Genomic DNA, 25,431 nt, shown 5'->3' with positions numbered 1-25,431 from the left:
CGGAAATGGAAAAGTGTGTGCGGGGAGGCGGTTACAAGATGCTGAGCCGGCCGCCGTCCACGACCAGGGTGGTGCCGTTGATGTAGTGGGCATCGGCCGAGGCCAGGTAGCAGATGGCGCCGGCAATGTCTGCGGGGTGGCCAACCTCGCCCTCTACCTTCTCCTTGCCGCTTTTCACGTTCGGGTTGTTCCACAGCATGGGCGTGTCCACGGCTCCGGGGGCCACGCAGTTGGTGCGCACGCGGGCAGCCGGATACTCCTGGCTCATGCCCCGGGTGAAGGCCTCCAGCGCGCCTTTGCTGGCCGCGTAGGGAATCACGTTGGCCGTGGTTTCCTGCGCATGCACGGAGCTGATGTTGACGATGGCTCCGCCCCGCATGTGGGGCAGGCACAGTTTGCTGAGCAGAAAAACTGCCCGCAGATTGACAGCCATGACCAGGTCCCACTCTTCGACCGCCAACTCGGTAATCGGCTTAAATGTCATCATGGCCGCGTTGTTGACCAGCACATCCACCCGGCCGTAGGCGGCTACTACGGTGCCCATGGCCGCTTCTATCTCGGCCACCAGGCCCAAATCAACCCGGATGGCCCGGGCCTGACCGCCGCCTTTTTCAATCAGGTCCACGGTCTGCTGGGCCGTGGTTTCGTCGCGGTCCAGGACCACGACGGTGCCGCCTTCAGTTGCCAGCTGCAGGCAGGCCGCCCGGCCGATGCCCGAGCCGCCCCCGGTGACGAGGCATATTTTGTCGGTAAAGCGCATGGGGTCAGTGCTTGGTGGGAGAAGCGTGAGCGGAAGTCCAGGCCTGTACCTGCCGCAGGTGCCGGAGATGGTCGTGGTGAAAGCGGTGGGCCAGGGCAATCAGGGGCGGGTCGCTGCCGTGGGCGATGCCCTCCTGCACCAGCAGCAGGCCGGTGCGCAGGTGGGCGGAGAGGGCCGCGGCAAAGTCGGCGTCCGGGTTGCCCGTCGGCGGGCGGGAGTACCGGGCCGCCGAATCGCAGGCCGCCTGTACGTCGCGGGAAAATTCCTGGTAGAAGCGGGTGTTTTCTTCGGAGGCCTTGTCGTGGGTGCGGCTCGCGAGCCGGCCCAGCGCCAGACTTTCCTGCTGCCACTCCCGGCGCAGCGAATCGGCCAGCGCCCGCAAGTCCGCATCCCGTCCCGTGGCCTGTTCCACGGCAACCAGCTGCTGGGCCCCGCGGTGATGCTCCAGCAGCAGCGAGGCCACGTCGTGGTCGATGTTGCCTGAGCGGGCCACCGTGCGCAGGCGCTGCCGCGCCCGGGCGGCCACGGCTGGTGCGGAGTTGAGTTCGGGTTGGGCCGGGGCCGGATGGCGCTGGTGCGTGTCGGCCGTGTGCACCGGCGTTTCCGGCGTCGACTCCCGGCACGCGCCCAGCAGCAGCAACGTGAGCACACCCACAACGAAACGAGGTATCATGCAGCGAGCAAAGTAGCTTATCACCGCCTGGGCACAAGCCCAGCGGTGACGGGAATGTGAAAAAAGAGTAGCTCAGTGGCTACAGGGTCGTGCGCACGATGTTGCTGTGTCCCTCAAAGGCATCCTGCTGATTGAAGTGCTGCACGTGGTACTCCAGCGTGGTGCCGGCCGGAAAGGATTCCGTATCTATGAAGGGCGAGCGGGCGTTGGTGGCCACTTGCTGCCAGGCGTCCCCGGCTGTCCCTACCCGGCGGTACACGTGCACCTTTTCCAGCATGTCTTTGGAAAAGGCAATATGCCGGCCCGCCGGCACCAGGGTGAGTTCGATAAGAAGCTTGTGCGAATCCATAGGAGGTAAGAAAATGTGGCCGGCTACACGAGCATGCCCAGAAGTAGAAACAGGAGAAAACCCAGGAAGAAGGCCGAGGTCAGCCAGGGCGACTCCGGCTCCTCGTGGGCCTCGGTCAGCAGCTCTTCCGTCACCAGAAACAGCAGCGCGGCCAGGCCAAAGGAGAGCACCAACTCCATGACGTTGTCGGAGGCCCCCTTGAGCACGGTAATGCCCACGCCGGCCCCCACGACCAGCAGGGCCGAAAGTGCGGCCACGATGCCCACGGTGCGGGCTTTGCCCTGTCCATCCTGGCGCAGCTCCACGGCCGTGGCCAAGCCCAGCGACAATACTTCAATGGTGAGGGCAATGGCCAGCAGCATACCTTCCTCGGCCCCGGCGGCAAAGCCGATACCCAGCAGCAGCCCGTCGATGAGGATGTCAATGCCGACCCCGGTGAGCAGGCCCATCGGCAGCGCGCCGGGACGGACGGCCTCGTCCGGCGAGGTCTGGGAAGCCCACAGCACCCCGGGCGGCAGGGCCGGCGTGGGCCCGGCTTTTTCCTTTTCGGCCGCCTTGCGGGTGAGCGAGCGCAGAACCAGCATAACCCCGACGCCGATGGCGAAGCCCAGGCCAACCTCCAGCGGACGGTGTCGGGCCACAATGTCGGGCAGCAGCTCGACGGCCACCACGGAAAACACCACCCCGGCGGCGAAGTGCAAAATGGCGCTGCGAATGGCCGCCCCGGGTGGGCGCAGCACGGCCACAACGGCCCCCACGACCATGATGGCGGCGGGCACCAGGGAATACAGTAGCACCTGGGTCCAGGAAGGGGGCGCGTCCGGCGTAACAGCCAGCAGAAAGGCGAGTAGCATACGGGGTTACATATTGAGGGCACCGATGCCGGCCGCGTTCAGGCAGGCTTCCTTGAAGGCTTCGGCGTAGGTGGGGTGGGCATGCGACATCAGGCCCACGTCTTCGGCCGCGCCCCGGAAGTGCATGATGCCCACGGCCTCGGCAATGATGTCGGCAATGCGGGCTCCAATCATGTGCACGCCCAGAATCTCGTCGGTCTGCGCGTCGGTAAGCACCTTCATTAGCCCTTCGGTGTCGGCCCCGGCCAGCGCCCGGCCGGAGGCGGAATACGGAAAGGAACCCACCTTATAGGCTTTGCCCTGCTCCTTGAGCTGCTCCTCGGTGTAGCCCACGCTGGCTACTTCGGGCCAGGTATAGACCACGCCCGGGATAAGCAGGTAGTTCACCTCCGGGGCCTGGCCGGCAATGAGCTCGGCCACGTACACGCCCTCGTCGGAGGCTTTGTGGGCCAGCATGGCCCCGCGCACCACGTCGCCGATGGCCCAGATGCCCGGCACCGTCGTCTGCAGGTCCTCGTTGACTTTCACGCGGCCCTTCTCATCCAGCTCCACGCCGGCCGCGGGCAGGTTCAGCCCGTCGGTGTAGGGCCGGCGGCCCACCGATACCAGGCAGTAGTCGCCTTCCAGCTGCAGCTCGGCCGATGGCCCGCCCTGGGCCGTGAGCTTCACCGTGTCGCCGGTCCGCACCACGGCCGTCACCTTATGCGAGAGGTAAAACTCCAGACCCTGCTTCTTGAGGGAGCGTAGCAGCTCCTTGCCCAGGGTGCGGTCCATGGTCGGGATGATGGCGTCAGTGTATTCCACGACGGACACCTTGCTACCCAGCCGCGCATACACTGAGCCCAGCTCCAGGCCGATAACCCCGCCGCCCACAATAATCAGGTGCTGGGGCAGCTCGCGCAGGGCCAGCGCTTCGGTGCTGGTGATGACACGCTCCTTATCCAGGGTGATAAAGGGCAGGGTACTAGGCTTGGAGCCGGTGGCAATGATGATGTTTTTGGCCGTGAGCAGCTGCTTATCCCCACTGCCCCCGTCGCTGGGCTCGACCTGCACGGTGGTGGCATCCACGAACGAGGCTACGCCGTGGAGTACGTCCACCTTGTTTTTCTTCATCAGAAACACCACCCCGTCGCACACCTTCTTCACCACCTGGTCCTTGCGCGCCATCATGCGGGGCAGGTCGGCGCGCAGGTTGTCCGCGTCGATGCCGTGCTCGGCGAACTGGTGGGTGGCTTTCTGGTAGAGTTCGGTGGATTCGAGCACGGCCTTGCTGGGGATGCAGCCCACGTTGAGGCAGGTGCCGCCCAGGGTGGGATACTTTTCGATGATGGCCGTTTTCAGGCCCAACTGCCCGCAGCGCACGGCGGCGATGTAGCCGCCGGGGCCGGAGCCGATAATAATTACGTCGTAGGAGGTCATGGTTGTGGAGAAAAGGGGGAGAGTGGTTGTGCAGGCTTACGAAGGGACTATGCGCACGAGCAGCGTTGATGAAGGCGGTTGGACGGGTGCCAGAACAGTCTGCACCTGTTGGGCTATGGCGTGCTCTTGCGCAACCGTCAGGGGGCTGGATACGCGTACCCATACATGCAGAACGGAACCGGTTTCGGACGGCTCAAGATGGGCCTCGGCGAGGGTGATGCCCGGAATCGTCTGAGTACAGCACTGCAGCCGGGCTTTCCATTCTTGCCGGCGTACCGTTGGCCCGGCAACCGAGGCTGGCTGCAATAGGCGGTAGGCATTGCCCACGAGCAGCGCGCAAATGCCCAGGGCCGCCCAGTCATCGGCCCATTCGTAGCCAGGGCCGCCCAGAATGGACAGGCTGATGCCGACGAGCGCGAGGTTGGACGGCAACGCATTGCTGGGGTGATACCACGCCCGGAACTCACCCAAGTTAGGGGGGCCAAACAGCTGCCGGTACGCGCCTTTTTCCAGCACGATGGCTACCCCGGCCACGCACGCTGATACAATGGTCGGCGGCGGGTGCGGAACGTTCATCACCCGAATGCAGTACCAGGCGGCACCGAATGCTGCGGTAACCAATGCCCCGGCGCCGACGGTTGTCCACACGCGTTGCCGGGCGGCCAGCCCCTGTGGAGAGTCAGCGACTGACCACCGGCCGGTGCGGCTCATCAGAAGAAGCCCTAGCTGGGCCGCGGATGCCAGGGCATCGGCCAGCAGTGCGTGCGAGGCTGCTTGCACCCCAACGGCCCACTTGCTAAAAACCAGCAACGCCAGAGCCGCAGCCGTTACCCACGCTGGCAGTGGAGTACGCTGGTTCGGCTGCAACTCAACGAAAGTGAAGGACATAGCGAGTGAAGGTGTTATCGCCACGCAATAGTGACCCGAGAGTCACTACAGATGGGTTTCGTGCTGGGCAAAGTCGCCGCGCTCCACCTGAATGGTGGCGTGCTGAATGGGATGCTTGGTGGTCACGTAGTCCTGGGCGCGGGTCAGCACGTCCTCGTGCCGGGCCTCGTCGGTCAGCACCACGTGCACACTCAGGGCATTCACGCCAGAGGTCAGCACCCAGGCGTGCAGGTCGTGCACGGCCGCGACGCCCGGCACTTGCAGCAGGCCCTGGCGCAGCTCCTCCAGGTTCACATCGGCCGGGGTACCTTCCAGCAGCACGTTCACCGACTCCTTGAGCAGGGCCCAGGTGCGGGGCAGGATGAACAAGCCAATACCGGTCGAGAGCAGCGGGTCGGCGTAGTACCACTTGGTGGTAATCATGATAGCCCCCGCGACCATGACGCCCACGGAGGTGAGCATATCCGACAGCACCTCGAAATAGGCGCCCTTCATGTTCAGGCTCTCGCCCGAACTTTTGCGCAGCAGGTACACCCCGTAGAGGTTGACCAGCAGGCCCACGCCGGCTACCCACATCATGGTCGTGCTTTCCACCTTGGGCGGGTTCAAAAACCGCAGATAGGCCTCGTAGAGAATATAAATCGAAATCAGAATCAGCACCACCGCGTTGGTAAGGGCGGCCAGAATCTCAAAGCGGTAGTAGCCGTAGGTGCGGGCCGGCGTAGCCGGTTTCTCGCCGAAGCGGATGGCCAGCAGCGCCAGCCCGACGCCGGCCACGTCGGTGAGCATGTGGCCCGCATCGGCCAGCAAGGCCAGGCTGCCGGTCCACCAGCCGCCGATGACTTCGGCCACCAGGTAAGTCAGCGTCGTGAAGAAGACGATGGTTAACGCGCGCTTATTGCGCGAAGCGGCGCTGCCGCTCATGCCGTGGGACCCGCTCATTTCGTTTGGTCGTTAGAGTGGTGCGGGCCTTCACGCAGTTCGCGGGGCATGGGCTCAACCACCGACAGGTTTTCTGTAACTGGCGGGGCAGCGGGCGACGGGCTACCGGTACCCGGTGAGGAATAGTCCATGCGCTGAATGCGCACGGCATTCAAAATAGCCAGTAGGGCCACGCCCACGTCGGCAAATACGGCCTCCCACATGGTAGCCAGGCCGCCCGCGCCCAGCACCAGCACGATACCCTTCACGACGAAGGCCAGCCAGATATTTTGCCATACCACGCGGTGGGTGGCGCGGGCAATGCGCCGGGCGGTGGCAATCTTGCTGGGGTGGTCGGTCTGAATGACGACGTCGGCGGTTTCAATGGTCGCATCCGAGCCCAGCCCGCCCATGGCAATGCCCACGTCGGCCAGGGCCACCACCGGAGCATCGTTTACCCCGTCGCCCACGAAGGCCAGCTTCCGCCCTTCGGTTTTGTACTGCTGCACGTAGCGGGCCTTGTCCTCGGGCAGCAGGCCGCCGTGGGCCTCGTCGATGCCCAGCTCCCGGGCGACGCGCTGCACGATGCTGTCCTTGTCGCCCGAGAGCATGACCAGCTTGCTGATGCCGTCGGCGCGCAGCTCCTGCACGGCGCGGGCCGCGTCCTCTTTCGGGGCGTCGGCCACAGTCAGGTAGCCTGCGTACTGCCCGTCCACGGCCCCCACCACGATGCTGTCCACCACCTGGTCTACTTCGGCCGGGTAGGCCACGTTAAACTTGCGCAGCAACTTGGTGTTGCCGGCCAGCACGTCGCGCCCGTCCACCCGGCCCCGTAGGCCGTGGCCGGCTATTTCCTCCACGTTCTCTACTGCCACGCCGGCGGTAGCCGCGCCGACGTGGGCCACGACGGCTTTGGCAATCGGGTGCGTCGATTTGGTTTCCAGCGCCCCGAGCAGCCGCAGCAGCTGGGCTTTCTCCAGTCCCACCGCCTGCACCTGCTGCACGGCAAACACCCCCTCCGTGAGGGTGCCGGTTTTGTCCATCACCACCGTATCCAATTCGCGCATGGCATCCAGGAAGTTGGAGCCCTTGAACAGGATGCCCGCTTTGGAGGCCGCGCCGATGCCGCCGAAGTAACCCAGCGGAATGCTGATGACCAGCGCGCAGGGGCAGGAAATGACCAGGAACACCAGGGCCCGGTACAACCAGTCCCGGAAGACATAGTCCTCTACCACGAAGGAGGGCACCAGCACCAGCAGCACGGCCAGCGCCACTACGATGGGGGTGTAGATTTTGGCGAACTTGGTGATGAACTGCTGGGTTTTAGCCTTGCGGCCCACCGCGTCCTGCACCATGGCCAGGATCTTGGCCAGCTTCGTGTCCTGGTAGCCTGCCGTGACGGCTACCTGAATCAGGCTTTCCAGGTTGACCATGCCGGCCAGCACCGGCTCCCCCGTTTGTTTGGTCTGGGGCACGGATTCCCCCGTCAGGGCCGCCGTATTGAAGGAAGCCGGTCCCTTGGTCAGCGTCCCATCCAGGGCTACCTTCTCGCCGGGCTTCACTTCAATGGTATCGCCTACCTGTACCTGTTTGGGATCCAGCACCAGGGACTGCCCGCCTCGCAGCACCGTGACTTCCGTGGCCTGGATTTCCAGCAGGGCCTTGATGCTGCGCTTGGCCCGGTTCACGGCCGCGTCCTGGAATAATTCGCCGACTGTGTAGAACAGCATCACGGCCACCCCTTCCGGGTACTCGCCGATGGCAAACGCCCCCAGCGTGGCGATGCTCATGAGCAGAAACTCGTTGAACACGTTGCCCGACGGAATGCTTTGCACGGCGGAGCGGATGACTTTCCAGCCCACCAGCAGGAAGGCCACCCCGTACCAGAGCAGGCGCACGTAGCCGGTAAAAAAGCCCACCGTATAGTAGTCGAGCGCAATGCCGGCCAGCAGCAGGGCCAGGCTCACCCCGGGCCAGAGGTAGGGGTTGTCCCCGGCCGGACCGTGGTCGTGGTCGTCGCCGTCCCCGTGGGAGTGGCCGGCGTGCTCGTCGGCCGGTTGGCCGGCCAGGTCCACGACCTGTTTGCCGGGGGGATGGTGGTGGCCCGTGTGGTCGTGGGTGGCGTGGTCGTGGCCGGGCACGTCGTGGCCCTCGGGCGCGGCGGCGGCCTCAGGCGTGAGCTGGTCCCGGCTCAGGGCGCCCACGTTGTCGAGCTGCACCTGCTTGGCGGTGTTGAGCTCTTCGTCGGTATTGGAAGGGGTTGGATCAGGCATAGGAAAGATGCATCAGGTGAAAAATGAAGACAGCAGCCAGCCGGCCGCTACCAGTCCACGAAAAAGCCGGCCAGGCCTACCAGCACGAGCACGGCCCCGGTCAGGCGACGCTCGTGGTGCGCCAGCCCGTCCAGGTTCAGGCGACCCAGCCCCCGGTGAGCCAGCGCGACCAGCGCGCACATGGCCGAGACCGAAGCCAGCAGGTACACCCCCATGAGCAGGGCCAGCGCCGCCGGGCCGTGGGTGCCGGCGGCCAGAAAAAACGTTTGAATTTCCAGGCAGGGCGCCAGAAACATGGTCGCCGCCAGCCCCAGTACCACCCGGCCGCGGGGCCGGGTCGGGGCCGGGTCCGGGTGGGCGTGTCCCGGCCCCGACAAGGCGTACAGCACGCCAATGAGCACGAGCAGGGCCGGGGCCGCCCCGCGGGCCAGGTGGGAGAACTGCGCCGACAAGCGCCAGCCCAGCAGCCCCAGCCCCAGGCCCAGCAGCACCGTGCTCAGCACGTGGGCCAGGCCGGCTACCAGCGTCACGCCCACGGCCCGGCGCAGGGGCCAGCGCTCGGCGCGCGCCACGGCCAGCACCGGCGCCCAGTGGTTGGGAATCGCGGCGTGCAGCAGGCTTAACAGCAGGCAACCGGTGAGCAGATGGAACATGGGCAGGGCGAAGAGCCGCGACAGGAACGCGGCCGGATTAGGGGAGAAAATGCGCGGCTATTCTTCTTCTTCCGCGTTTTTGAGCTTGGCCAGCAGCGAGTACGCGCCCTCCACCACGACCTGCGCCGCCGCAGTGCCTTGCGGCAGACGGACTTCGGTGTAGCCGTTTTCGCTTACCCCCGCCGTCACGGGCACCATGCGGTAGTGCGTTTCCTGGTTTTTTCCTGCCGGACCTTCGGCCACGAACACGTAGCTCTTTCCCCCAAACTGCACCAGGGCCTTGTCGGGCAGGGAGGGCAACGTGGCCGAGTTGGTTTCGATAGTGGCCCGCACGTAGGTGCCGGGCAGGCGGCTGGCGTCTTCCCGGCTCAGGTGGGCGTACACGCGCACCGTGCGGTCCTCGCTCACGGCGCGGCCAATCACATACACCTTCGCCCGGTGCTCGGCCCCGGCCGAATCATTGGCCAGGGTGTAGCGCACGGTCTGGCCCACGCGCACCTGCGGCACGTCCTTCTCGAACACAGTGAGCACCACGTCCAGGTGGGCCGGGTCCACGATTTCAAACAGCACGTCGGTCGAGGTCACGCTTTGCCCGGCGCTGGCATTCACGGTTTTCAGGAAGCCGCCGCGCGGGGCCCGCACCGGGGCCGTCGTGGTAATCTTGCCGCCCACCGGCAGGCCCGCCAGGCGCAGGCGGGCGGCTTGCGCCGCCACCTGGGTCTGCATGGCTCGGTATTCGGCACGGGCCCTCTGGAAATTTTTCTGCGGGGCTACTTCCTGGCGGTAGAGCTCCTGCTGGCGCTCGTACTCGGCGCGGGCAAACTCCAGCTGGCTGCTGGTTTCCAGGTAATCCTGCTGGAGCTGCACAAACTCGGGGTTGCGCACCGTCGCCAGCACCTGCCCGGCCTGCACGCGGCTGCCCTGTAGCAGGGTCGTCCGCTCCACGATGCCCCCGAGCAGGGCGCTGACGGCCACCGCGTTTTCCGGGGGCGCGTCGAGCGTGCCGTTGACTTTGAGCGTGCCGCTGAGCACCCGGTCTTCCACCCGGCCCAGCCGGATGCCGGCCGCCCGCTGCTCGGCAGCCGACAGGGTGGTTTCGGTAGCGTTTTCTTCGGCGGCGGCTTCGCCGCCCGCGGCCGATGTTTCCGTGGTGGCCCCGGCCGCTTCCGGTGCCGCCGTATCCGTTTTCTCCTGACCGCAACCGGCCAGCGTCAGGCCCAGCAGGGCCAGCAATGCGTATTTTGTCATGAAAGGGGGAGGCAAGAAAAGTCAGGGATGATTACTGGGGGGTGCTGCCCAGCAGGTAGTCCAGTTCGATGACGGTCTGGTTGTGTTCCAGCAGCACGTCCAGGTAGGTGGTGCGCAGGGTCAGGGCCCGCTCCAGGTTGAGCAGGTATTCGGCGTAGCCGGTTTCACCGGCCTTGAAGGCCCGCGTGCTCAGGCGCACGATGACGTCGGCCTGGGGCAGGGCCGTCTGCTGGTAGAAAGCCAGGCGCTGCTGCTGCTCGGCGTGCCGGGCCACTAGCTCGTCCAGCCGGCCCGAGAGCTCGGCCCGCAGGCGCTGGTAGCCGGCGTCGGCCACCTGCTCCTGCAGGCGGGCGGCCTGCACCCGACCCTTCTGCGGCCCGCGCAGGAGGGGAATGCCCACCGAAGCCTGCACGCCCTGGAAGCGGTCCGACCCGGCGTAGTACCGCTCCGCGCCGCCCACGCCGCCCATGGTCTGGGGGCCAATCAGCGACTGGTTGAAGTAGCCCAGCGTCACGTTGGGTAGTCCCAGGGCCTGCTCGGTGCGGGTGGCCGCCTGGCGCTGGGCGATGAGTTGGCGCTGCACTTGCAGCTCCGGGTTCTGGGTCAGGCGCGCCGTGTCACCGGTGGCGGGCAGCACCACTGGCTCCAGCGGGCGAAGCAGGCTGTCGGCCACGCCCACCGCCTGGCTTTGTTGCAGCAGGGCTTGCAGCTGGCGCTGGGCCACCTGGTAGCCGGTGCGGGCCTGGGCAATCAGGGCGCGGGTTTCGCCTTGCTGCACCAGGGCGGTGGCCGGCTCCAGGCGGGCTACTTCCCCGGTTTTAAAGCGCAGCTGGGCGGCCCGCAAAAACTCGCTGTAGAGGCTGTCCTGCCCGCGCAGCACCTGCACCCGGTGGCGGGCGTACACGGCCTGCTCATAATTCAGGCGCACCTGCCGCCGCAGCTCGGCCTGCACCTGGGCCAGCGTGAGCTGCTGCCCGCCGACCTGCGCCTCCAGCAATTGGCGCTGGCTGCGGTACACCCGCGGCAGCGAAAAGCTCTGGCTGACGTTGAATTGGTTGTCCTTGCGGTAGGAATTGTACTGCCCGTAGGTAACGCCCACGGTGGTGCGGCCCACGTCGGTAGCGGTGCGCCGCAGGGCCTGCTGGGCCTCCAAACTGCGCTGGGCAGCCGTTACCGTGGTGTTGGCCTGCAAGGCCTGGGTCACGGCCTGCTGGGCCGTAAAGGGCGTGCCACCGGCCGTCAGCTGCACTTGCTGGGCCCGGCCGGTGCCGGGCACCAGCAGTGTCAGCAACAGCACGGCCGCGCCGCCGGCCAGCAGGGGTGCCGACCGGGTGCCGTGGTGGGTTGGATCCTCGGGCTGCTGGTCCGGCCCGGCTGCCGGGGTGCGTTCCGACAGGGCGTAGAGCACCGGCAGCACCAGCAGCGTCAGCAGCGTGGCCGTGACCAGCCCGCCGATGACGACCGTGGCCAGGGGGCGCTGCACCTCGGCCCCGGCCGAGGTGCTCAGGGCCATCGGCAAAAAGCCCAGCGAGGCCACCGTAGCCGTCATCAGCACCGGCCGCAGGCGTACCTGCGTGCCTTCCAGAATTCGCTCGTGCAGGTTGGCCCAGCCCTCGTCCTTGAGCTGGTTGAAATAGCCGATGAGCACGATGCCGTTGAGCACGGCCACGCCGAACAGGGCAATAAAGCCCACGCCCGCTGAGATGCTGAACGGCATGCCCCGCAGCCACAGAGCCGCCACCCCGCCAATGGCCGATAAGGGGATGGCCGTGAAAATCAGCACGGACTGCTTCAGGGAGCCGAAGGTGAAGAAGAGCAGCACAAAAATCAGGGTCAGGGCCACCGGCACGGCCACGCTCAGGCGCTGCGAGGCCTCGCGCAGGTTCTCGAACTGCCCGCCGTAGGTGGCGTAGTAGCCGGGGGCGAACTTCAGGCGCTGGTCCACTTTGCCCTGCAGCTCTTCCACCACACTTTCCACGTCGCGCCCGCGCACGTTGAAGGCCACCGTAATGCGGCGCTTGGCGTCGTCGCGCTGCACCTGGTTCGGACCCTCCTGCAGGGCCACGGTGGCCACCTGCTCCAGCGGCACCTGCTCGCCCCGCGGGGTGGCAATGAAGAGCTGGCGCACGGCGTTGATGTCCTGGCGCAGGTCCGGGCGCAGGCGCAGCACCAAATCAAAGCGGCGCTCCTGCTCAAATATCTGCCCGGCGGCCTGGCCGGCAAAGGCAGTCTGCACCGTGCGGTTCACGTCCTCGACGTTCAGACCGAACTGGGCCAGCTTGTTGCGGTCCAGCTGGACCACAATCTGGGGCAGGCCCGTCACCTGCTCCACGTACACATCTTCGGCTCCCTGCACCTGCCGCACCTGGGCCGCGGCCCGCTGGGCGTAGTCGGCCAGCTGCTGCAGGTCTTCGCCGTAGATTTTCATCACCACGTCCTGCTTGGCCCCGCTGATGAGCTCGTTGAAGCGCATCTGAATGGGCTGCTGGAACCCGAAGGTGACGCCCGGAATTACGCTCAGGGCGTGGGCCATTTTCTCGGCCAGCTCCTCGCGGGACTTGGCCGAAGTCCACTTGCTCTGGTCCTTTTCCAGAATTACCATCACGTCCCCAGCTTCCACCGGCATGGGGTCGGTGGGAATTTCGGCCGCGCCAATTTTGGCCACCACTTCCTTGACCTCCGGAAACTGCTGTTTCAGGATGGCCCCGGCCTGCTGGCTTTTTTCGATGGTGTAGCTTAGCGACGAGCCCGTGAGCACGCGCATCTCAATGGCGAAGTCGCCTTCCGAAAGCTGGGGGATAAACTCCCCGCCCAGAGTGCGGAACACGAGCAAGGCCCCGACGAACAGCCCCACGGCCGAAGCCAGCACCAGGGCTTTGCGGCGCAGACCCCATTCCAGCAGGGGCCGGTAGCGGGCCTCCAGCCAGCTCATCATGCGGTCCGAGAAGTTGCGCTTGTGCTCCGTGTTGCGGCTCAACCCCAGTGCCGCCATCATGGGCACGTAGGTGAGCGAGAGAATGAAAGCGCCGATAATGGCAAAGGCCACCGTCTCGGCCATGGGCTTAAACATCTTGCCCTCAATGCCGGCCAGGGCCAGCAGGGGCAGGTACACGATGAGGATGATGATTTCCCCGAACGCGGCTGAGGCGCGGATTTTGGAGGCTGCCTCGTAGGTGGCCTCGTTCATCTGGTCCTGGGTTAGCTTGCCGTGGGCCCCGTCGGGGTGGGCGGCAATTCCCGAGTGGGTGTGCAGGCGGTGCACGATGGCCTCCACGATAATCACCGCCCCATCCACTACCAGTCCGAAATCAATAGCCCCGAGCGAGAGCAGGTTACCCGACACGCCGAACACGCGCATCAGGCTGATGGCAAAGAGCATGGCCAGCGGAATCACCGAGGCCACCACCAGCCCCGCGCGCAGGTTGCCTAGGAACAGCACCAGCACAAAAATCACGATGAGCGCTCCCTCAATCAGGTTTTTGGTTACCGTATGAATGGCCCGGCCCACCAGTTCCGAGCGGTCCAGGTACACGTCCACGGTCACGCCTTCCGGCAGGGACTTGCGCACGGTTTCCATGCGCTCCTTGACGGCCTTGATAACCTCGTTGGCGTTGGCGCCTTTGAGCATGAGCACGATGCCGCCGGTGACCTCGCCCTCCGCGTTACGGGTCATGGCCCCGTAGCGCACGGCCGAGCCCAGGCGCACCTCGGCCACGTCGCGCACCAGCACCGGCAAGCCGGTGCTGGTAGAGCGCACCACGATGTTGCCGATGTCTTGGGCGTTTTGGGCCAGGCCCTCGGTGCGGATGAAGTAGGCCGTCGGGTTTTGATCCAGGTAGGCTCCGCCCGTGTTCTGGTTGTTGCGGCTGACGGCCTGGTACACCTGGTCCACGGTCACGTTCAGGGAACGGAGCCGCTCCGGGTCCAGGGCCACCTCGTACTGCTTGAGCTGGCCTCCGAAAGAGCTGACGTCGGCCACGCCGGGCGTGCCCAGCAGCTGACGGCGCACAATCCAGTCCTGAATCGTGCGCAGCTCCCGCGCCGTGTATTTCTTCTCGTAGCCGGGCTTGGCGCGCACCAGGTACTGGTAGATTTCACCCAGGCCGGTACTGACCGGGGCTAGTTCCGGCCGGCCCACGCCGGCCGGAATCTGGCTTTCGGCCTCGCGCAGGCGCTCGGCCACCTGCTGGCGGGCCCAATAAATGTCGATGCCGTCTTCCAGGACAATGGTCACGACTGAGAGGCCGAAGCGGGAAAAGGAGCGTACTTCCTCGCGCCCCGGAATCGTGGCCACGCTCTGCTCGATGGGAAAGGACACCAGCCGCTCGATGTCGCCGGCCGATAGCGAGGGTGCCACCGTGTAGACCACAACCTGGTTGTTGGTAATGTCGGGCACCGCGTCAATGGGCAGCCGACTCAGCGAGTAGCTGCCCCAGGCAATCAAAGCCAAGGTCAGCAGCCCAATAATGAGCTTGTTGTGAATGGAAAAGTGAATGAGCCGGTCGAACATACTGGCTGAGGGGTAAGACTAGAAATCCTGAGAAAAGGGCGGTCGGAGCCCGCGGGGCTCGACGACGGCAGGGTTCGACAGCGCACAGCAAGGTGCGTATGCGTCGACGGGACCGGGCACGTTGCCGTGCCCGGTCCCGCGGACGGAACCGAAAAAACAGGAAACTAGGCTTGGGGGGGTTGCCAGACGGCAAAAGCCCGCTGCTGCGGGGCCGGGCTCGTCAACCGAGCAAACAGCCGGGCAGCATCGCCTACCGGGTGGGTGGCCGGAAGAACCACAGCTGTAGCGGCGGGTAAGGAGGTACCAGCGCAGCAGTGGCAATGGCACAGGGGAGTACACCAATCCTGCTGATGATGCGCGGCGGCATCGGTCTGCGCCGTAACGCGGGCGCGGGCGCGCACCGGCTGGCTCACCGTCCCATCAGCACAGGGCAGACAGGCCAGCACCAGCAGGTAGACCGCAAAAAAGACCGCGAAAAAACGCATAGCAGAAAGAGGCAAACGCTGCAAACATACGTACCCGCCGCCAAATAGATTCCTTGGGTGCGCAATTAGCGAGCCTGGCGGGTCAGCACTACAATCTTACGCTGTGGGAACAGGCCCAGAAAATACGCCCTGAGGCCCGCTTCGCTCCCGACTGCAGGAGCCACATCTAGGCGGGGCAGCATACCCAGCCAGCGGCCCCGCCACCGGGCCCCGTCTTCCGTGGCAGGCAGCGTGCGGGCGTAAGCCTTAATCTCGGCGTAGGCGGCCGGCGTCAGGCGCAGAATGACCTGGTAGAGTTCCTGGGCCGGCCCCTCAAACGTTGCCGTCACCCGGAAGAAAGGCGCTTCCACCAGCAGGTAGGTGCGCCCCAGCCGGGAGGGGATGGGCCGGGTGCGGGTGGTGAAGGGCCGCAGGCGCTGGCGCACGGTGGCCTCGGTGGTGCGGGTCGCCCGCAGCAGCGCGAGCAGTTCCTGAAACAGCTGCGTAGGCGAAGTGTTGGTCATGAGCACTACAGTAAACGAAGGACGCAAGGTATGCGACAACCCCCTTCCTTACGAGACAACCGGTATAGCCGGCACAGCCAACTGCCGGGGTTGAGTCTTCTTGAGCTGTCGGCCCCACCAAATTAGAAAGCCCGTGACGGGTAGCGAGGCGCACACCAGCGTGGCCAGGCACACCAGCACCCGCGTGGGCCAGCCGAAGAGGGTACCGATGTGGATGGGGTAGTTGGAGTTGCGCCACTTCTCGCCCGTGCTCTTGCCCGTGAACTGCTCGGCGTAGGTCACCGCCCCCGTGGCGGTATGGTAGAAATAGGTATCCGACTCGTTCCAGGCCGTGCCCCCGTCGTAGTCCACGTAGCCTTCCAACTCGTGCGGGTTGTTGCCGCCGGGCTCGGGCCAGCTCAGGTACATGCTGGTCCAGGCTGGGTGGCGGGTTTGCAGGTGGTGCAGGGCCCGGTCAAGCGGAGCGGCCGTAGTGCGCGGGCGGGGCGGAGCGGCGGCGTGGGCACCGTAGCCGGGTTTCGTGGCCTGGCCCAGCAAGCGGAAGACGCCCGTTTCCCACCACGCAAACGACCACACCAGCCCCGAGGCAGCCAGCAGCAGAATGACGGCGTAGGCATAGAAGCCGCCCACGTTGTGCAGGTCGTAGTTGCGGCGGCGCCAGCGCACACCGCGCTTCAGCGTGAGGCGCTGCCGGAGGGCCGCCCGGTTGCGGGGCCACCACAGCACCAGACCCGTGAGCACGGCCGCCAGCAGCGCCAGCGTGGCCGTGCCCACGATAATGTGCCCCACGTCGTAGCGCAAGAGCAGCTGCTGGTGCATGACACGCAGGTTTTCGATCCAGTTGCGGGGCACGTCCACCACGCCCAGCACCCGGCCGGTATAGGGGTCCACGTAGATTTGCTCCCAGTGCGCGTACTGCGAAAACGCCGTCCAGCCGGGCTTTGGGTTGTCCTGATACGTTTGGAAGATATAGGCCCGGTCCGGGCCCGGTGTCAGCTCCAGCCCGTTCACGCGGTGCGTAGCCGGTACGGCGGCCTGGGCCGCGGCCAGCAGCTCGGCCACCGGCCGCACCGGTCCGCCGGCCTTCGGCACAAATACCAGGTCGCGGTAGTACCAGTCCGTCAATTCCGGCTCCCAGGTATAGAGGGCCGCCGGCAGGTAGCTCAGCAGCGCCACCGCCCCAATGGCCAGCCCCAGCCACAGATGCAACCGGCCCGCCCAATATTTCAGCCCGCGTGGTTTGGCCATGAATTAGTGGTTAAATGGTTGCATTGCTTAATGATTAAATGGCTAAACTTTCTAACATCAGCAGAACAGCCAGCCATTCAACAATTCAGCCATTGAACCAGTGATTTACAACACGTAACCCACGGTGAGGCGGAAGCTACGCGGGTTGCCGGGCCATAGGTTGGCCGGACCGTACACACCGTGGTAATATACCTTGTCGGTGAGATTGTTCAGGGTCAAGTTGGTGCGAAAACCGCCGCGCTGGTAGCCCAAGCTGGCATCCAGGGTGGTGTAGCCGGGCACGATGAGGGCTGGCTGGAAGGTGGTCCGCTCACTCAGGTAATTAAAGCCCGCCCCCAGGTGCAGGCCGCGCAAAGCGCCGCCTGTAAGCTGGTACTTCGCCCAGGCGTTGGCATTGTGGCGGGGCGCGTTGGGGAAACGGCCAGCGGCGTAGAAGTCGAAACCTGAGTCGCCGGGGGTGCGCGTGTCGTTGTAGGCGTAGTTGGCAATCAGGTTTAGCTGGGGCGTGATGCTGCCCTGCACCGACGCTTCCACGCCTTTGCTCCACACGTTGTCAATCTGCATCAGGCGCAGGCCGTCGGGGTCGGTCGGGTCCTGACGTCCTCCCACAAAACCGGACCGGTATAAAGTAGAGAAATCAGGCCCTTGTCGTATCTTAAACCAAGAGACACGTGCCATGAAGAAGACGAAATTTACCGAGGCCCAGATCGTGTTTGCCCTGCGCCAGGCGGACACGGGCGTAGCCGTCGCGGAAGTCTGCCGGAAGATGGGCATCAGCGAGGCCACGTACTATAACTGGAAGAAGAAATATGGTGGCTTGGGCGTGCCCGAGCTACGCCGCTTGAAGCAGTTGGAAGAAGAGAACTTGCACCTCAAACAGCTGGTGGCCGACTTGAGCTTAGACAAGCAGATGCTGCAGGACGTGCTCAAAAAAAAGTTCTGAAGCCCGTGCAGCGTCGCCACGCGGCTCAACACTTACGCGACGCGTACCGCATCTCGACCCGCCGGGCCTGCCAGGTCGTGTCGCTGCAGCGCTCAAGCTGGTACTACCGGCCACACGGGCGGGACGACACGGTGCTGCGCCACCGGTTGCGGGAACTGGCCCAGATCCGGGTGCGCTACGGCTGCCAGCGTCTGTTTACGCTGCTACGCCGGGAGGGCTGGCCCGACAATCACAAGCGCGTGCATCGCCTCTATTACCTGGAAGGGCTTCATTTACGCAGCAAACGCCCCAAGCGCAGCCGGGCCGCGGCGCACCGGCTGGAGCGGATCGAACTGCAGCGGCCGCACCAGAGCTGGAGCATGGATTTCGTGGCCGATCAGCTCTTCGATGGGCGCAAGATTCGCGCCTTAGCGATAGTCGATAATTTTAGCCGCCAGTGCCTGGCCATTCACGTGGGGCAGTCGCTGAAAGGCGAAGACGTGGTGGCTGTCATGAGCCGCCTGCAGCAAACGCTGGGTGTCGTGCCCGAGCGCATTCAGGTTGACAACGGCAGCGAGTTCATCAGCAAGGCGCTGGACAAATGGGCCTACGAACAGCAGGTCACGCTGGACTTCTCACGCCCCGGCAAACCAACTGATAACCCGTATATTGAGTCGTTCAACGGTAGTTTTCGGGACGAGTGCCTGAACGTGCATTGGTTCCTGTCGCTGCCTGACGCGCAGGAGAAAATCGAGCAGTGGCGGCAGGAGTATAACAGCTTCCGACCACACAGCTCGTTGCAGAATTTAACGCCCGATCAGGTCATGGCAGCAGCCAGTACGGTCGAGCTTCAGAACGCCTGATTCTCTACTGCGGGCCGGTCCAGCAATTGGGAGGAGGTCAAGAACGCCTGATTCTCTACTGCGGGCCGGTCCAGCAATTGGGAGGAGGTCACCCCCTGGCTACCCCCGCCCGGTGGGTCGAGTTTGATTTAAACCCCTGGCTGAGGCGCTTAAATCCCTGGCTGAAAGAAAACGACCAATACTTGGCCTACATGCACGTCTACGTCGTGAACCTCGACCAGCGCGCACCCGAAGAAATTATGGTGAAGACGGGCGGTGGCACCGGCGTGCAGGGGTACCGCACGGTCGTCGACCAAACGCTTTTGTTATCGGGGTAGCACTAGAGTAGGAACAGAAATTCCCGCTAAGCGCTTTGGGTAGGGGCCAGCAACGCCTTGATTTCATCCACCGTGGCCCGGGCCGAGCGGCCCACGCCAATCAGCGTCGCGGAGGCAAAGCCGGTCCAGCTGCCGTAGCCCACCAGCCACAGGCCGGGCAGCGCGGTGGCCTGCGTGCCGGTCGTGACCACCCGTCCATCGGGCTGCAGCACACCCAGAGCCGCCAGAAAGTCAAGTGCCGGCCGGAAGCCCGTGCACCAGAGTACCGCGTCCACGGCTTCTTCCCGCCCATCGGCCCAGACCACGCCCGTGCGGGTGAAGCGCGCAAACGGCCGCACGCTGTGCAGCACGCCCCGGCTGCGGGCTTCCTTCACCGAGTCCACCATTACCACGTCGCCGAGCGTAGGCGGCGGAGCGGTTTCCTGGCCGGCGTGGTAGCGCTGCGTGGCTTGGGTGAACAGCACGCGGCCGTCTACGTCATCCGGTAAAAAGCGGGGTTCCTTTTCCGTGACCCAGGTCGTGTTGGCTACCTGCGACACTTCGGCCAGCAGCTGCGCACCGGAATTGCCGCCGCCCACCACCAGCACCCGTTGGCCGGTGAAGGGCACGGCATCCTGATACTGGGCTGAATGCAGTTGTACGCCCGCAAAGTCGGCCTGACCGGGATACGCGGGAATAAACGGATGGCTCCAGCTGCCGGTGGCGCACACCACCGCCCGGGCCTGCCACGTCCCGGCGTCAGTCTGCACGGCGAAGCCCTCGCCCGACCGGCGCACGGCGGCTACGCGCACGGGCCGGTGCACTGGCAGTTCATAGCGCTGCTCGTACTGAGTGAGGTAGTCAACCACCGCGTCGCGGATGGGAAAGCCGTTGTTGGCTGGGCGCGGCATCAGCCAGCCGGGCAGGGAGCTGGCATCGGCCGGCGAAAACAGGCGCAGCGAATCCCACCCGTGGGGCCAGGCCCCGCCGGGTGCCGGCTGGTCGTCCAGCAGCTCAAAGGTCAGGCCGGCGCGGCGCAAGTAATAGCCCACGGCCAGCCCACTTTGGCCGGCTCCAATCACGAGTACATCGGTTTCCATATGTTTGGTTAAGGCCCCAGCCGCACCGCGACGCCCAGGGAAAGTTCGATGCTGTCCGGCCGCCGCGTGTTCACCAGAGCGCGCAGGTCCTCGCTGGGGGCGGCCCCGTCCAGGTACTGTACCGGGTTGGGCCCCAATGCCAGGCCCTGCCCCATGGCCGTCAGCAACGCCAGGCGCGGCGTGGGCTGCCACCGTAGCCCCACTCGCAGGCGGGCCACGGTGCCGGGACGCAGGCGAATTCGGGCCGTTTCGCGCAGGCCCGCCCGGTCGGCTTCCGTGTGAACGGTTAGTTCGTCCCGCCCGCCGGAGTAGGCCAGGTTGATGCCTGCAAACGTAGTGGCTTTGTGCTCGTTGAGGATATCCACCCGCGCCCCTACCCCGGCTTTGAAGCCGCTCCAGTCATAGCCCCCGCCCGCCGTGGCTTCCACGCGCCGGCTCAGGCGGTAGCCCACGTCCAGCCCGTTGCCGTAGGGTGCCCCGATGCCCCCGGTGAGCGTGAGCGTCAGGGGCCGGGCGACTGCCGGGGCCCGGGTGGTGACCGAATCCGTTTGGGCCTGGCACGGCCGGCCCAGCAGCCCGGTGAGTACCAGCCCCAGAAGTGCCGCCCAGCGCCGCCCGGCCTGGCGGCGGGGCCGGGCCGCCCGCGCAGAATCCGGGTGCATTTTCATCCGGCGGTGGCCAACTCCTGCTGCACGAAGTCGTGGGCGTAAACTTTTACCTGGTCGCGCACCGTCCGGAACTGCGCCATGATTTCTTCCTCGGTGCCGGTGGCTTTAGCCGGGTCGGGAAAGTTGTGGTGCAGCTTCTTGGCGGTGGACGTAAACACGGGGCACACCTCGTTGGCGTGGTCGCACACGGTCAGCACGTAGTCGAACGGCACGTGGGCGTACTCATCGACGTGGTTGCTGGTGTGGTGGCTGATGTCCACGCCGTCTTCGGCCATCGTTTGCACCGCGCGCGGGTTGAGGCCGTGCACTTCCACGCCGGCGCTGTACACCGTGGCCCGGTCGCCTAGCTCTTGTTCTAGATAGCCGTGCAGCAACTGGCTGCGGCAGGAGTTGCCGGTGCAGAGCACCAGGATGTTGGGTTTCATCGGAGAAGAAGTTAAGGAGGAAGAAAGCGTTACGCTGCCGCTTCGGGGAGCACCAGCACCGGCACCGGGCTGTGCAGCACGACGGCCGCCGTGCGGCTGCGGTGAAACAGGTTGCTCAGCCGGCTGCGGGAGCGCGCCCAGAGCACCAGCCAACTGCCCAACTGCTGCCGGGCCCGCTTGGTGAGTACCAGCGCCACATCGGAGCCGGGCAGCACCTGCATCGGAGCTTCGGCCCCGAGCGCCGTGGCCAGATTTGCCGGATGTGCCGGACTCGTTGCCTGGCCCTCCCCGATGACCTGCACGCCCTGCACGAGGGGGTGGCCCGCTTCGAGCAAGGGTTGTGCGGCCGTCGCCAGCGCCCCCAGTTGGGCGGGCTGCTCGTCGAGGGCTACCAGCCAGTGCAGCGGCAGCGCGTGCTGCCGGTAGGATTCGGGCACGACCAGCAGCGGGCAGGGCGTGTGGCGCAGCAAACGCAGCACCGTGCTGTTGACCAGCTCATCGGGCAATTCCTCGGTGTCGCACTTGCTGGCCACCGCCAGCAGGACGCCGTGCGCCCGGGCCGCGGCTACAAATTCCTCGGTCACGTCGCCGGCGGCTACCTGCCCGGTGCAGGCAATGCCCTGCTGCTGCCAGTGCGCGGCCTGCTGCTGCAGCAAGGCGCGGGCTTCGGCTTCGGTGCGGGCCGGGTACTTGCCCGTCAGGGCTTCGGGGTCCAACAGCGAGGTGCGGCGCACATGCAGCAGCAGCAGGCCGGCCCGCAGGGGCTGGGCCAATTGCGCGGCGTAGGCCAGCGCATTATCGGCGGCGGCGGAAAAGTCGGTCAGAACGAGCAGCTGGTTCATGCGGCCGGGGTGGAAGTGGTAGAGGAAGCAACGACCGTTTTACCACCGTACCAGCGGCGGCGGAACCAGAAGGCCAGGTTGACCAGCGCAATCAGCGCCGGCACCTCAATCAGCGGCCCAATCACACCGGCGAAGGCCTGGCCCGAGTTCAGGCCGAACACGCCGATGGCCACGGCAATGGCCAGCTCGAAGTTGTTGCCGGTGGCCGTGAAGGCAATGCTGGCATTCTCGGCGTAGTCGGCCCCCAGCCACTTGCCGGCGGCAAAGCTGAGCACGAACATGACCCCGAAGTAGATGGCCAGCGGCAGGGCGATGCGCAGCACGTCCAGCGGCACCTGCACGATGGTTTCCCCCTTCAAACTGAACATGACCACGATGGTGAGCAGCAGCGCCACCAGCGTAATCGGGCTGATGGCCGGGATGAAAACCGTGTCGTACCACTCGTTGCCTTTCAGCCGGCGCAGGATGGTGCGCGAGAGAAAGCCGGCGGCGAAGGGAATACCCAGGTAGATGAGCACGCTCTGGGCAATATCCCCGATGCCGATGTTCACGGCGTAGCCTTTCAGCCCGAAGTAGGGCGGCAGCACCGTGATGAACAGCCAGGCCAGCACCGAGTAGAACAGCACCTGAAAGATGGAGTTCAGCGCCACCAGCCCGGCCGCGTATTCGCGGGAGCCGTCGGCCAGGTCGTTCCACACCAGCACCATGGCAATGCAGCGGGCAATGCCAATCAGAATCAGGCCCATCATGTACTCGGGCTTGTCGGGCAGCAGCCAGATGGCGATGAAGAACATGAGCAGCGGCCCCACAATCCAGTTCAGCACCAGCGAAAGGCCAATGATGCGGGTGTTTTTGAAGACTTTGGGCAGCTCTTCGTACTTCACCTTGGCCAGCGGCGGGTACATCATCAGAATCAGGCCGATGGCCAGCGGCACGTTCACGGTGCCCACCGAGAAGTAGTTGATGGCCCCGTTGATGCCGGGCACGAAGTAGCCCAGGCCCACGCCTAGGGCCATGGCAAGGAAAATCCAGAGCGTGAGGCCCCGGTCAAGGCCGGAGAGTTTCTTTTCGGCCAAAGCCGTGGGGGCCGGGGCTTCGAGGGAAGCCGAGTGATTATGCGTTGACATGCGGGTTAGCTAGTTCGGATGATTCGGAAGGTGAAAAGGCAGCCACCAGGGCCGGGGGGACGCTAACCACGGCACTGCGGCGTTCGAGCAGCAGCGTGTCGCGCCAGAGGCCGTGCAACTGGCCAATCCGCTCGCGGCGGCCGACTTCGCGGAAGCCGGCCCCGAGGTGAATGCTGATGCTGGTCGTGTTTTCGGGGAAGATGCTGGCCTGCAGCGTCCAGATGCCGTAGGCCTCGGATTCGGTGCTGAGTGCCGCCAGCAACTCCCGGCCTACGCCCCGCCCCCGGGCATCAGCGGCCACGTACACGCTCACCTCCGCCACGCCGCCGTACACGCAGCGACTCGACACGGGCGAGAGGGCCGCCCAGCCTAGCACCTGCCCGCTGCCGCCGTAGCCGGCATCCACGGCCACCAGACGGCTATGGGGCAGGTGGGCGTAGTCCCACTCGGCCCAGGTTGGGGCTTCGGTCTGGAACGTGGCCTGGCCCGTGGCCACGCCTTGCTCGTAAATACGGCGCACAGCGGGCCAGTGCGCGGCGGTCATGGAAAGCAGTTGCATAAGGAAAAGATGCAGAAGCGGAACGATGATGGGCGGTTATTTGCGGTTGAGCAGGTAGGCCCCGGCGACGAGCAGCAGCGCCCCGGCCAGCCGGCTCAGCGTAAGGGGGCTGCGCGCCAGGCCCAGCAACCCCAACTGGTCGAAGAGCAGGGCGGTGAGCAGCTGGCCGGTCACGACCAGGGCGAAGAGCGAGGCGGCGCCTACGCGCTGCAGCGAGAAGGTGATGGCCGCGATGTAGACCATGCCCAGTGCCCCGCCCGTCCACTGGTACCAGCGCACCCCCTGCACGGCGGCCAGCGTCGGCAGCGGCGTCTGGGTACTGGCCAGCACCAGGGCCGCGGCCAGGGTGCCGACCAGATAGGACGCCAGCACGGCCCACATCACGCTGTGCAGGCCCCCGCGCAGCTGGCTGTTCACGGCCGACTGCGTGGTGAGGGCGGACCCGGCCAGCACCAGCACGAGGAAAGGGAGATATTTCATGGTGGAAACGACCGGGCAGCGAGTGCGCGGCCCTAGTAGGCCTTGCGCAGCATGTCGGCGTACTCGTTGGGCAGCGGCGAGGCTTCTACTGCCTGCGCCGCTTTCTCCACGTCGTATTCCACCCGAATCAGTTCCGAGCGTACGCTGTTGGGGTCGGTAAGCGTGGTGTTCTCGTCCAGGTGCAGCAGCTGGTAGGCGGCGCGGGGGTCGCCGTCCTTGGGCTTGCCCACCGAGCCGATGTTGAGGGCGTGCCGGTAGCGGGTTTCGCCCTCCACCTCGTAGGCGAAGGTGCGGTGGTAGGGCTTGTGGGTGTGGCCGAACAGCATGATGTCGGCGTTAGCATCCTGCAACACCCGCAGGAAGCTGGCTTCGGGCCGGTCCTCAAACAGGTACTCGTTGATTTTGCGCGGTGAGCCGTGCACCATCAGCAGGCTGAGCGTGCAGGGCTCCTCCTGAAACTCCAGGCGCATGTGCTTGGGCAGCAGGCGCAGGTAGCGCCGCTCGTCGTCGCCCACGACGTGGTTGGTGTAGGCGATGCTTTGCGCGCCCAGGTCTTTTTCCGTGTCGGTTTTGTAGGCGCAGCCGCAGTTGCTGCTGGCCAGCCCGATGCCCTGGTCGTAATTGCCGGCCAGCGTGGGGATGCCCCGGCGGCGTACCTCGTTCACCACTTCGTTGGGCCAGGGCGCGTAGCCCACCAAGTCACCCAAGCAGAAAATCATGTCCGGGCGGCGCTGCTCCATATCGGCCAGCGCTGCTTCGAGGGCCGGCAGGTTGCCGTGCACGTCGGAGAAAAAGGCAATCGTCATAAGAAGTAAAACAGAGTGGAGGAAGGAAAAAGCAAAACGGCGCAACCCGGGAGGGCTGCGCCGTTTGTCAGTCTAGCAGCACCCGCCGCCCGGCGTGCAGCCGCCAGCCGTTTGCACCTGAGGCAGGACAATTTGCTGAGCCGCCGGAATGCCGCAGGCATCCTGAGCCAGGCAAGCCGTTTGCTTGGCCGTGAGCACGAAATCGGTGCCGTCGAAGGTCAAACCGAACTTGCCGATGGTGGCCTGCTGGTACTCCACCTCAATGCCCAGGTCTTCGGTGCCCAGGATTTTCTCCGACAGGTTGAGGATGTGCAGGAATTTCTGGGGAGCCAACCGGTGGTCGTAGTCGCCGGCCTCCCAGAGCTGGAAGTTGGCGACCTGCTCCTGGCGCTCCACGCCGCCGCAGTCGATGAAGTGCTTGCTCACCAAGCCCACTTCCGTAACGTGGAAGTGCGCGGGCAGGTACTCGCCCGTGGGCAAACGGAAATTGACGGCTTCCACTTCGGCCAAAGCCTGCTTGATTTCAGAGATTTTCATGGCGTTACGTGTTGATAAGAGG

At 65.4% G+C, this 25,431-nt stretch carries 27 protein-coding genes; 3 read left to right on the top strand and 24 right to left on the bottom strand.

What is annotated here, in order from left to right; genetic code table 11:
• Positions 1-31: 31 nt before the first annotated feature.
• The 4 genes from F1C16_RS21130 to F1C16_RS21115 all read right to left on the bottom strand — a co-directional run bounded on the left by F1C16_RS21130 (position 32) and on the right by F1C16_RS21115 (position 2,288).
• On the bottom strand, positions 32-760 hold the full coding sequence (locus tag F1C16_RS21130) for an SDR family NAD(P)-dependent oxidoreductase (RefSeq protein WP_185284564.1): 729 nt from the start codon (positions 758-760) through the stop codon (positions 32-34).
• A 4-nt stretch (positions 761-764) separates the two neighbouring features.
• Entirely contained in the window at positions 765-1,433 is a 669-nt protein-coding gene (locus tag F1C16_RS21125; RefSeq protein ID WP_139252268.1) for a DUF305 domain-containing protein, read from the bottom strand.
• A 79-nt stretch (positions 1,434-1,512) separates the two neighbouring features.
• The gene (locus F1C16_RS21120) at positions 1,513-1,782 is read right to left on the bottom strand and encodes a hypothetical protein (RefSeq protein ID WP_073285489.1); all 270 of its coding nucleotides are present in this window, start codon (positions 1,780-1,782) and stop codon (positions 1,513-1,515) included.
• A 23-nt stretch (positions 1,783-1,805) separates the two neighbouring features.
• The gene (locus tag F1C16_RS21115) at positions 1,806-2,288 is read right to left on the bottom strand and encodes a hypothetical protein (protein ID WP_308461664.1); all 483 of its coding nucleotides are present in this window, start codon (positions 2,286-2,288) and stop codon (positions 1,806-1,808) included.
• Between the two features lie 123 nt (positions 2,289-2,411).
• On the opposite strand from F1C16_RS21115, the gene F1C16_RS23175 reads away from it, so the two are divergent.
• Positions 2,412-2,576 (top strand): hypothetical protein, encoded by a 165-nt coding sequence (locus F1C16_RS23175; protein WP_258049182.1) that lies wholly within the window; start codon positions 2,412-2,414, stop codon positions 2,574-2,576.
• 66 nt (positions 2,577-2,642) lie between these two features.
• Here F1C16_RS23175 and lpdA read toward each other — a convergent pair whose 3' ends face one another.
• The 11 genes from lpdA to F1C16_RS21060 form a co-directional block, all read right to left on the bottom strand.
• Positions 2,643-4,055, bottom strand: coding sequence for a dihydrolipoyl dehydrogenase (gene lpdA, locus F1C16_RS21110; RefSeq protein WP_073285486.1), 1,413 nt, complete (start codon positions 4,053-4,055; stop codon positions 2,643-2,645).
• Between the two features lie 36 nt (positions 4,056-4,091).
• On the bottom strand, positions 4,092-4,967 hold the full coding sequence (locus tag F1C16_RS21105) for a cation transporter (protein WP_185284563.1): 876 nt from the start codon (positions 4,965-4,967) through the stop codon (positions 4,092-4,094).
• A gap of 21 nt (positions 4,968-4,988) precedes the next feature.
• Complete coding sequence (locus tag F1C16_RS21100) at positions 4,989-5,885, bottom strand: cation diffusion facilitator family transporter (protein WP_073285480.1); 897 nt, start codon at positions 5,883-5,885, stop codon at positions 4,989-4,991.
• Positions 5,882-8,137: a heavy metal translocating P-type ATPase gene (locus F1C16_RS21095; RefSeq protein WP_185284562.1), complete on the bottom strand. Its 2,256-nt coding sequence runs from the start codon at positions 8,135-8,137 to the stop codon at positions 5,882-5,884. Before F1C16_RS21095 ends, F1C16_RS21100 begins: the two co-directional genes overlap by 4 nt.
• A gap of 47 nt (positions 8,138-8,184) precedes the next feature.
• Positions 8,185-8,718: a hypothetical protein gene (locus F1C16_RS21090; protein ID WP_185284561.1), complete on the bottom strand. Its 534-nt coding sequence runs from the start codon at positions 8,716-8,718 to the stop codon at positions 8,185-8,187.
• A 129-nt stretch (positions 8,719-8,847) separates the two neighbouring features.
• Positions 8,848-10,038, bottom strand: coding sequence for an efflux RND transporter periplasmic adaptor subunit (locus F1C16_RS21085; RefSeq protein ID WP_044019271.1), 1,191 nt, complete (start codon positions 10,036-10,038; stop codon positions 8,848-8,850).
• Between the two features lie 31 nt (positions 10,039-10,069).
• Positions 10,070-14,548: a CusA/CzcA family heavy metal efflux RND transporter gene (locus F1C16_RS21080; RefSeq protein ID WP_044019272.1), complete on the bottom strand. Its 4,479-nt coding sequence runs from the start codon at positions 14,546-14,548 to the stop codon at positions 10,070-10,072.
• A gap of 164 nt (positions 14,549-14,712) precedes the next feature.
• Positions 14,713-15,033: a DUF6660 family protein gene (locus tag F1C16_RS21075; RefSeq protein WP_139252267.1), complete on the bottom strand. Its 321-nt coding sequence runs from the start codon at positions 15,031-15,033 to the stop codon at positions 14,713-14,715.
• Positions 15,034-15,098: 65 nt separating this feature from the next.
• Positions 15,099-15,536: a hypothetical protein gene (locus F1C16_RS21070; RefSeq protein ID WP_073285466.1), complete on the bottom strand. Its 438-nt coding sequence runs from the start codon at positions 15,534-15,536 to the stop codon at positions 15,099-15,101.
• A gap of 48 nt (positions 15,537-15,584) precedes the next feature.
• Entirely contained in the window at positions 15,585-16,784 is a 1,200-nt protein-coding gene (locus F1C16_RS21065) for a PepSY domain-containing protein (RefSeq protein ID WP_073285463.1), read from the bottom strand.
• A 105-nt stretch (positions 16,785-16,889) separates the two neighbouring features.
• On the bottom strand, positions 16,890-17,462 hold the full coding sequence (locus F1C16_RS21060; protein WP_073285461.1) for a TonB-dependent receptor domain-containing protein: 573 nt from the start codon (positions 17,460-17,462) through the stop codon (positions 16,890-16,892).
• Between F1C16_RS21060 and F1C16_RS21055 the strand changes: the two genes are divergently transcribed.
• Together F1C16_RS21055 and F1C16_RS23170 are read left to right on the top strand one after the other, a co-directional pair.
• Positions 17,461-18,569, top strand: a protein-coding gene (locus F1C16_RS21055) for an IS3 family transposase (protein ID WP_374940613.1) whose coding sequence is annotated in 2 segments (ribosomal slippage) — positions 17,461-17,722 and positions 17,722-18,569 — 1,110 coding nt in all. Because the reading frame shifts where the segments join, the coding sequence is not laid out codon by codon here. The genes F1C16_RS21060 and F1C16_RS21055 overlap by 2 nt on opposite strands.
• 191 nt (positions 18,570-18,760) lie before the next feature.
• Entirely contained in the window at positions 18,761-18,886 is a 126-nt protein-coding gene (locus F1C16_RS23170; RefSeq protein ID WP_258049179.1) for a hypothetical protein, read from the top strand.
• 26 nt (positions 18,887-18,912) lie between these two features.
• On the opposite strand, the gene F1C16_RS21050 is transcribed toward F1C16_RS23170, so the two are convergent.
• The 9 genes from F1C16_RS21050 to F1C16_RS21010 form a co-directional block, all read right to left on the bottom strand.
• Positions 18,913-19,965: an ArsO family NAD(P)H-dependent flavin-containing monooxygenase gene (locus tag F1C16_RS21050; RefSeq protein WP_185284588.1), complete on the bottom strand. Its 1,053-nt coding sequence runs from the start codon at positions 19,963-19,965 to the stop codon at positions 18,913-18,915.
• An 8-nt stretch (positions 19,966-19,973) separates the two neighbouring features.
• Positions 19,974-20,627: a hypothetical protein gene (locus F1C16_RS21045; protein ID WP_185284587.1), complete on the bottom strand. Its 654-nt coding sequence runs from the start codon at positions 20,625-20,627 to the stop codon at positions 19,974-19,976.
• A 2-nt stretch (positions 20,628-20,629) separates the two neighbouring features.
• Positions 20,630-21,058: an arsenate reductase ArsC gene (locus F1C16_RS21040; protein ID WP_073285443.1), complete on the bottom strand. Its 429-nt coding sequence runs from the start codon at positions 21,056-21,058 to the stop codon at positions 20,630-20,632.
• 29 nt (positions 21,059-21,087) lie between these two features.
• The gene (locus tag F1C16_RS21035) at positions 21,088-21,900 is read right to left on the bottom strand and encodes a universal stress protein (RefSeq protein ID WP_073285441.1); all 813 of its coding nucleotides are present in this window, start codon (positions 21,898-21,900) and stop codon (positions 21,088-21,090) included.
• A complete protein-coding gene (gene arsB / locus F1C16_RS21030) occupies positions 21,897-23,027 on the bottom strand; it encodes an ACR3 family arsenite efflux transporter (protein WP_073285438.1) in 1,131 nt (376 codons plus the stop codon). Before arsB ends, F1C16_RS21035 begins: the two co-directional genes overlap by 4 nt.
• A complete protein-coding gene (locus F1C16_RS21025; RefSeq protein WP_073285435.1) occupies positions 23,014-23,586 on the bottom strand; it encodes a GNAT family N-acetyltransferase in 573 nt (190 codons plus the stop codon). Before F1C16_RS21025 ends, arsB begins: the two co-directional genes overlap by 14 nt.
• Positions 23,587-23,622: 36 nt before the next feature.
• Positions 23,623-24,066 carry a DMT family transporter gene (locus F1C16_RS21020; protein WP_073285432.1) on the bottom strand — a complete coding sequence of 148 codons (444 nt, stop codon included), beginning with the start codon at positions 24,064-24,066 and terminating at the stop codon, positions 23,623-23,625.
• 32 nt (positions 24,067-24,098) lie between these two features.
• Complete coding sequence (locus F1C16_RS21015) at positions 24,099-24,872, bottom strand: metallophosphoesterase (RefSeq protein WP_073285429.1); 774 nt, start codon at positions 24,870-24,872, stop codon at positions 24,099-24,101.
• A gap of 72 nt (positions 24,873-24,944) precedes the next feature.
• A complete protein-coding gene (locus F1C16_RS21010) occupies positions 24,945-25,409 on the bottom strand; it encodes a DUF6428 family protein (RefSeq protein ID WP_073285426.1) in 465 nt (154 codons plus the stop codon).
• Between the last annotated feature and the right edge of the window lie 22 nt (positions 25,410-25,431).

Source organism: Hymenobacter sp. NBH84, assembly GCF_014217645.1.
GTDB lineage: Bacteria > Bacteroidota > Bacteroidia > Cytophagales > Hymenobacteraceae > Hymenobacter > Hymenobacter profundi.
Note: the sequence above shows the minus strand (reverse complement) of the source record. Positions and strands in the feature narration are given on the sequence as shown.

Bases quoted from the DNA above. Each gene is read 5' to 3' on its own strand.
- F1C16_RS21130 (WP_185284564.1), bottom strand. From the start codon at position 760: ATGCGCTTTACCGACAAAATATGCCTCGTCACCGGGGGCGGCTCGGGC.
- F1C16_RS21125 (WP_139252268.1), bottom strand. From the start codon at position 1,433: ATGATACCTCGTTTCGTTGTGGGTGTGCTCACGTTGCTGCTGCTGGGC.
- F1C16_RS21120 (WP_073285489.1), bottom strand. From the start codon at position 1,782: ATGGATTCGCACAAGCTTCTTATCGAACTCACCCTGGTGCCGGCGGGC.
- lpdA (WP_073285486.1), bottom strand. From the start codon at position 4,055: ATGACCTCCTACGACGTAATTATTATCGGCTCCGGCCCCGGCGGCTAC.
- F1C16_RS21100 (WP_073285480.1), bottom strand. From the start codon at position 5,885: ATGAGCGGGTCCCACGGCATGAGCGGCAGCGCCGCTTCGCGCAATAAG.
- F1C16_RS21095 (WP_185284562.1), bottom strand. From the start codon at position 8,137: ATGCCTGATCCAACCCCTTCCAATACCGACGAAGAGCTCAACACCGCC.
- F1C16_RS21085 (WP_044019271.1), bottom strand. From the start codon at position 10,038: ATGACAAAATACGCATTGCTGGCCCTGCTGGGCCTGACGCTGGCCGGT.
- F1C16_RS21080 (WP_044019272.1), bottom strand. From the start codon at position 14,548: ATGTTCGACCGGCTCATTCACTTTTCCATTCACAACAAGCTCATTATT.
- F1C16_RS21075 (WP_139252267.1), bottom strand. From the start codon at position 15,033: ATGCGTTTTTTCGCGGTCTTTTTTGCGGTCTACCTGCTGGTGCTGGCC.
- F1C16_RS21070 (WP_073285466.1), bottom strand. From the start codon at position 15,536: ATGACCAACACTTCGCCTACGCAGCTGTTTCAGGAACTGCTCGCGCTG.
- F1C16_RS21065 (WP_073285463.1), bottom strand. From the start codon at position 16,784: ATGGCCAAACCACGCGGGCTGAAATATTGGGCGGGCCGGTTGCATCTG.
- F1C16_RS21060 (WP_073285461.1), bottom strand. From the start codon at position 17,462: ATGGCACGTGTCTCTTGGTTTAAGATACGACAAGGGCCTGATTTCTCT.
- F1C16_RS23170 (WP_258049179.1), top strand. From the start codon at position 18,761: ATGCACGTCTACGTCGTGAACCTCGACCAGCGCGCACCCGAAGAAATT.
- F1C16_RS21050 (WP_185284588.1), bottom strand. From the start codon at position 19,965: ATGGAAACCGATGTACTCGTGATTGGAGCCGGCCAAAGTGGGCTGGCC.
- F1C16_RS21045 (WP_185284587.1), bottom strand. From the start codon at position 20,627: ATGCACCCGGATTCTGCGCGGGCGGCCCGGCCCCGCCGCCAGGCCGGG.
- F1C16_RS21040 (WP_073285443.1), bottom strand. From the start codon at position 21,058: ATGAAACCCAACATCCTGGTGCTCTGCACCGGCAACTCCTGCCGCAGC.
- F1C16_RS21035 (WP_073285441.1), bottom strand. From the start codon at position 21,900: ATGAACCAGCTGCTCGTTCTGACCGACTTTTCCGCCGCCGCCGATAAT.
- arsB (WP_073285438.1), bottom strand. From the start codon at position 23,027: ATGTCAACGCATAATCACTCGGCTTCCCTCGAAGCCCCGGCCCCCACG.
- F1C16_RS21025 (WP_073285435.1), bottom strand. From the start codon at position 23,586: ATGCAACTGCTTTCCATGACCGCCGCGCACTGGCCCGCTGTGCGCCGT.
- F1C16_RS21020 (WP_073285432.1), bottom strand. From the start codon at position 24,066: ATGAAATATCTCCCTTTCCTCGTGCTGGTGCTGGCCGGGTCCGCCCTC.
- F1C16_RS21015 (WP_073285429.1), bottom strand. From the start codon at position 24,872: ATGACGATTGCCTTTTTCTCCGACGTGCACGGCAACCTGCCGGCCCTC.
- F1C16_RS21010 (WP_073285426.1), bottom strand. From the start codon at position 25,409: ATGAAAATCTCTGAAATCAAGCAGGCTTTGGCCGAAGTGGAAGCCGTC.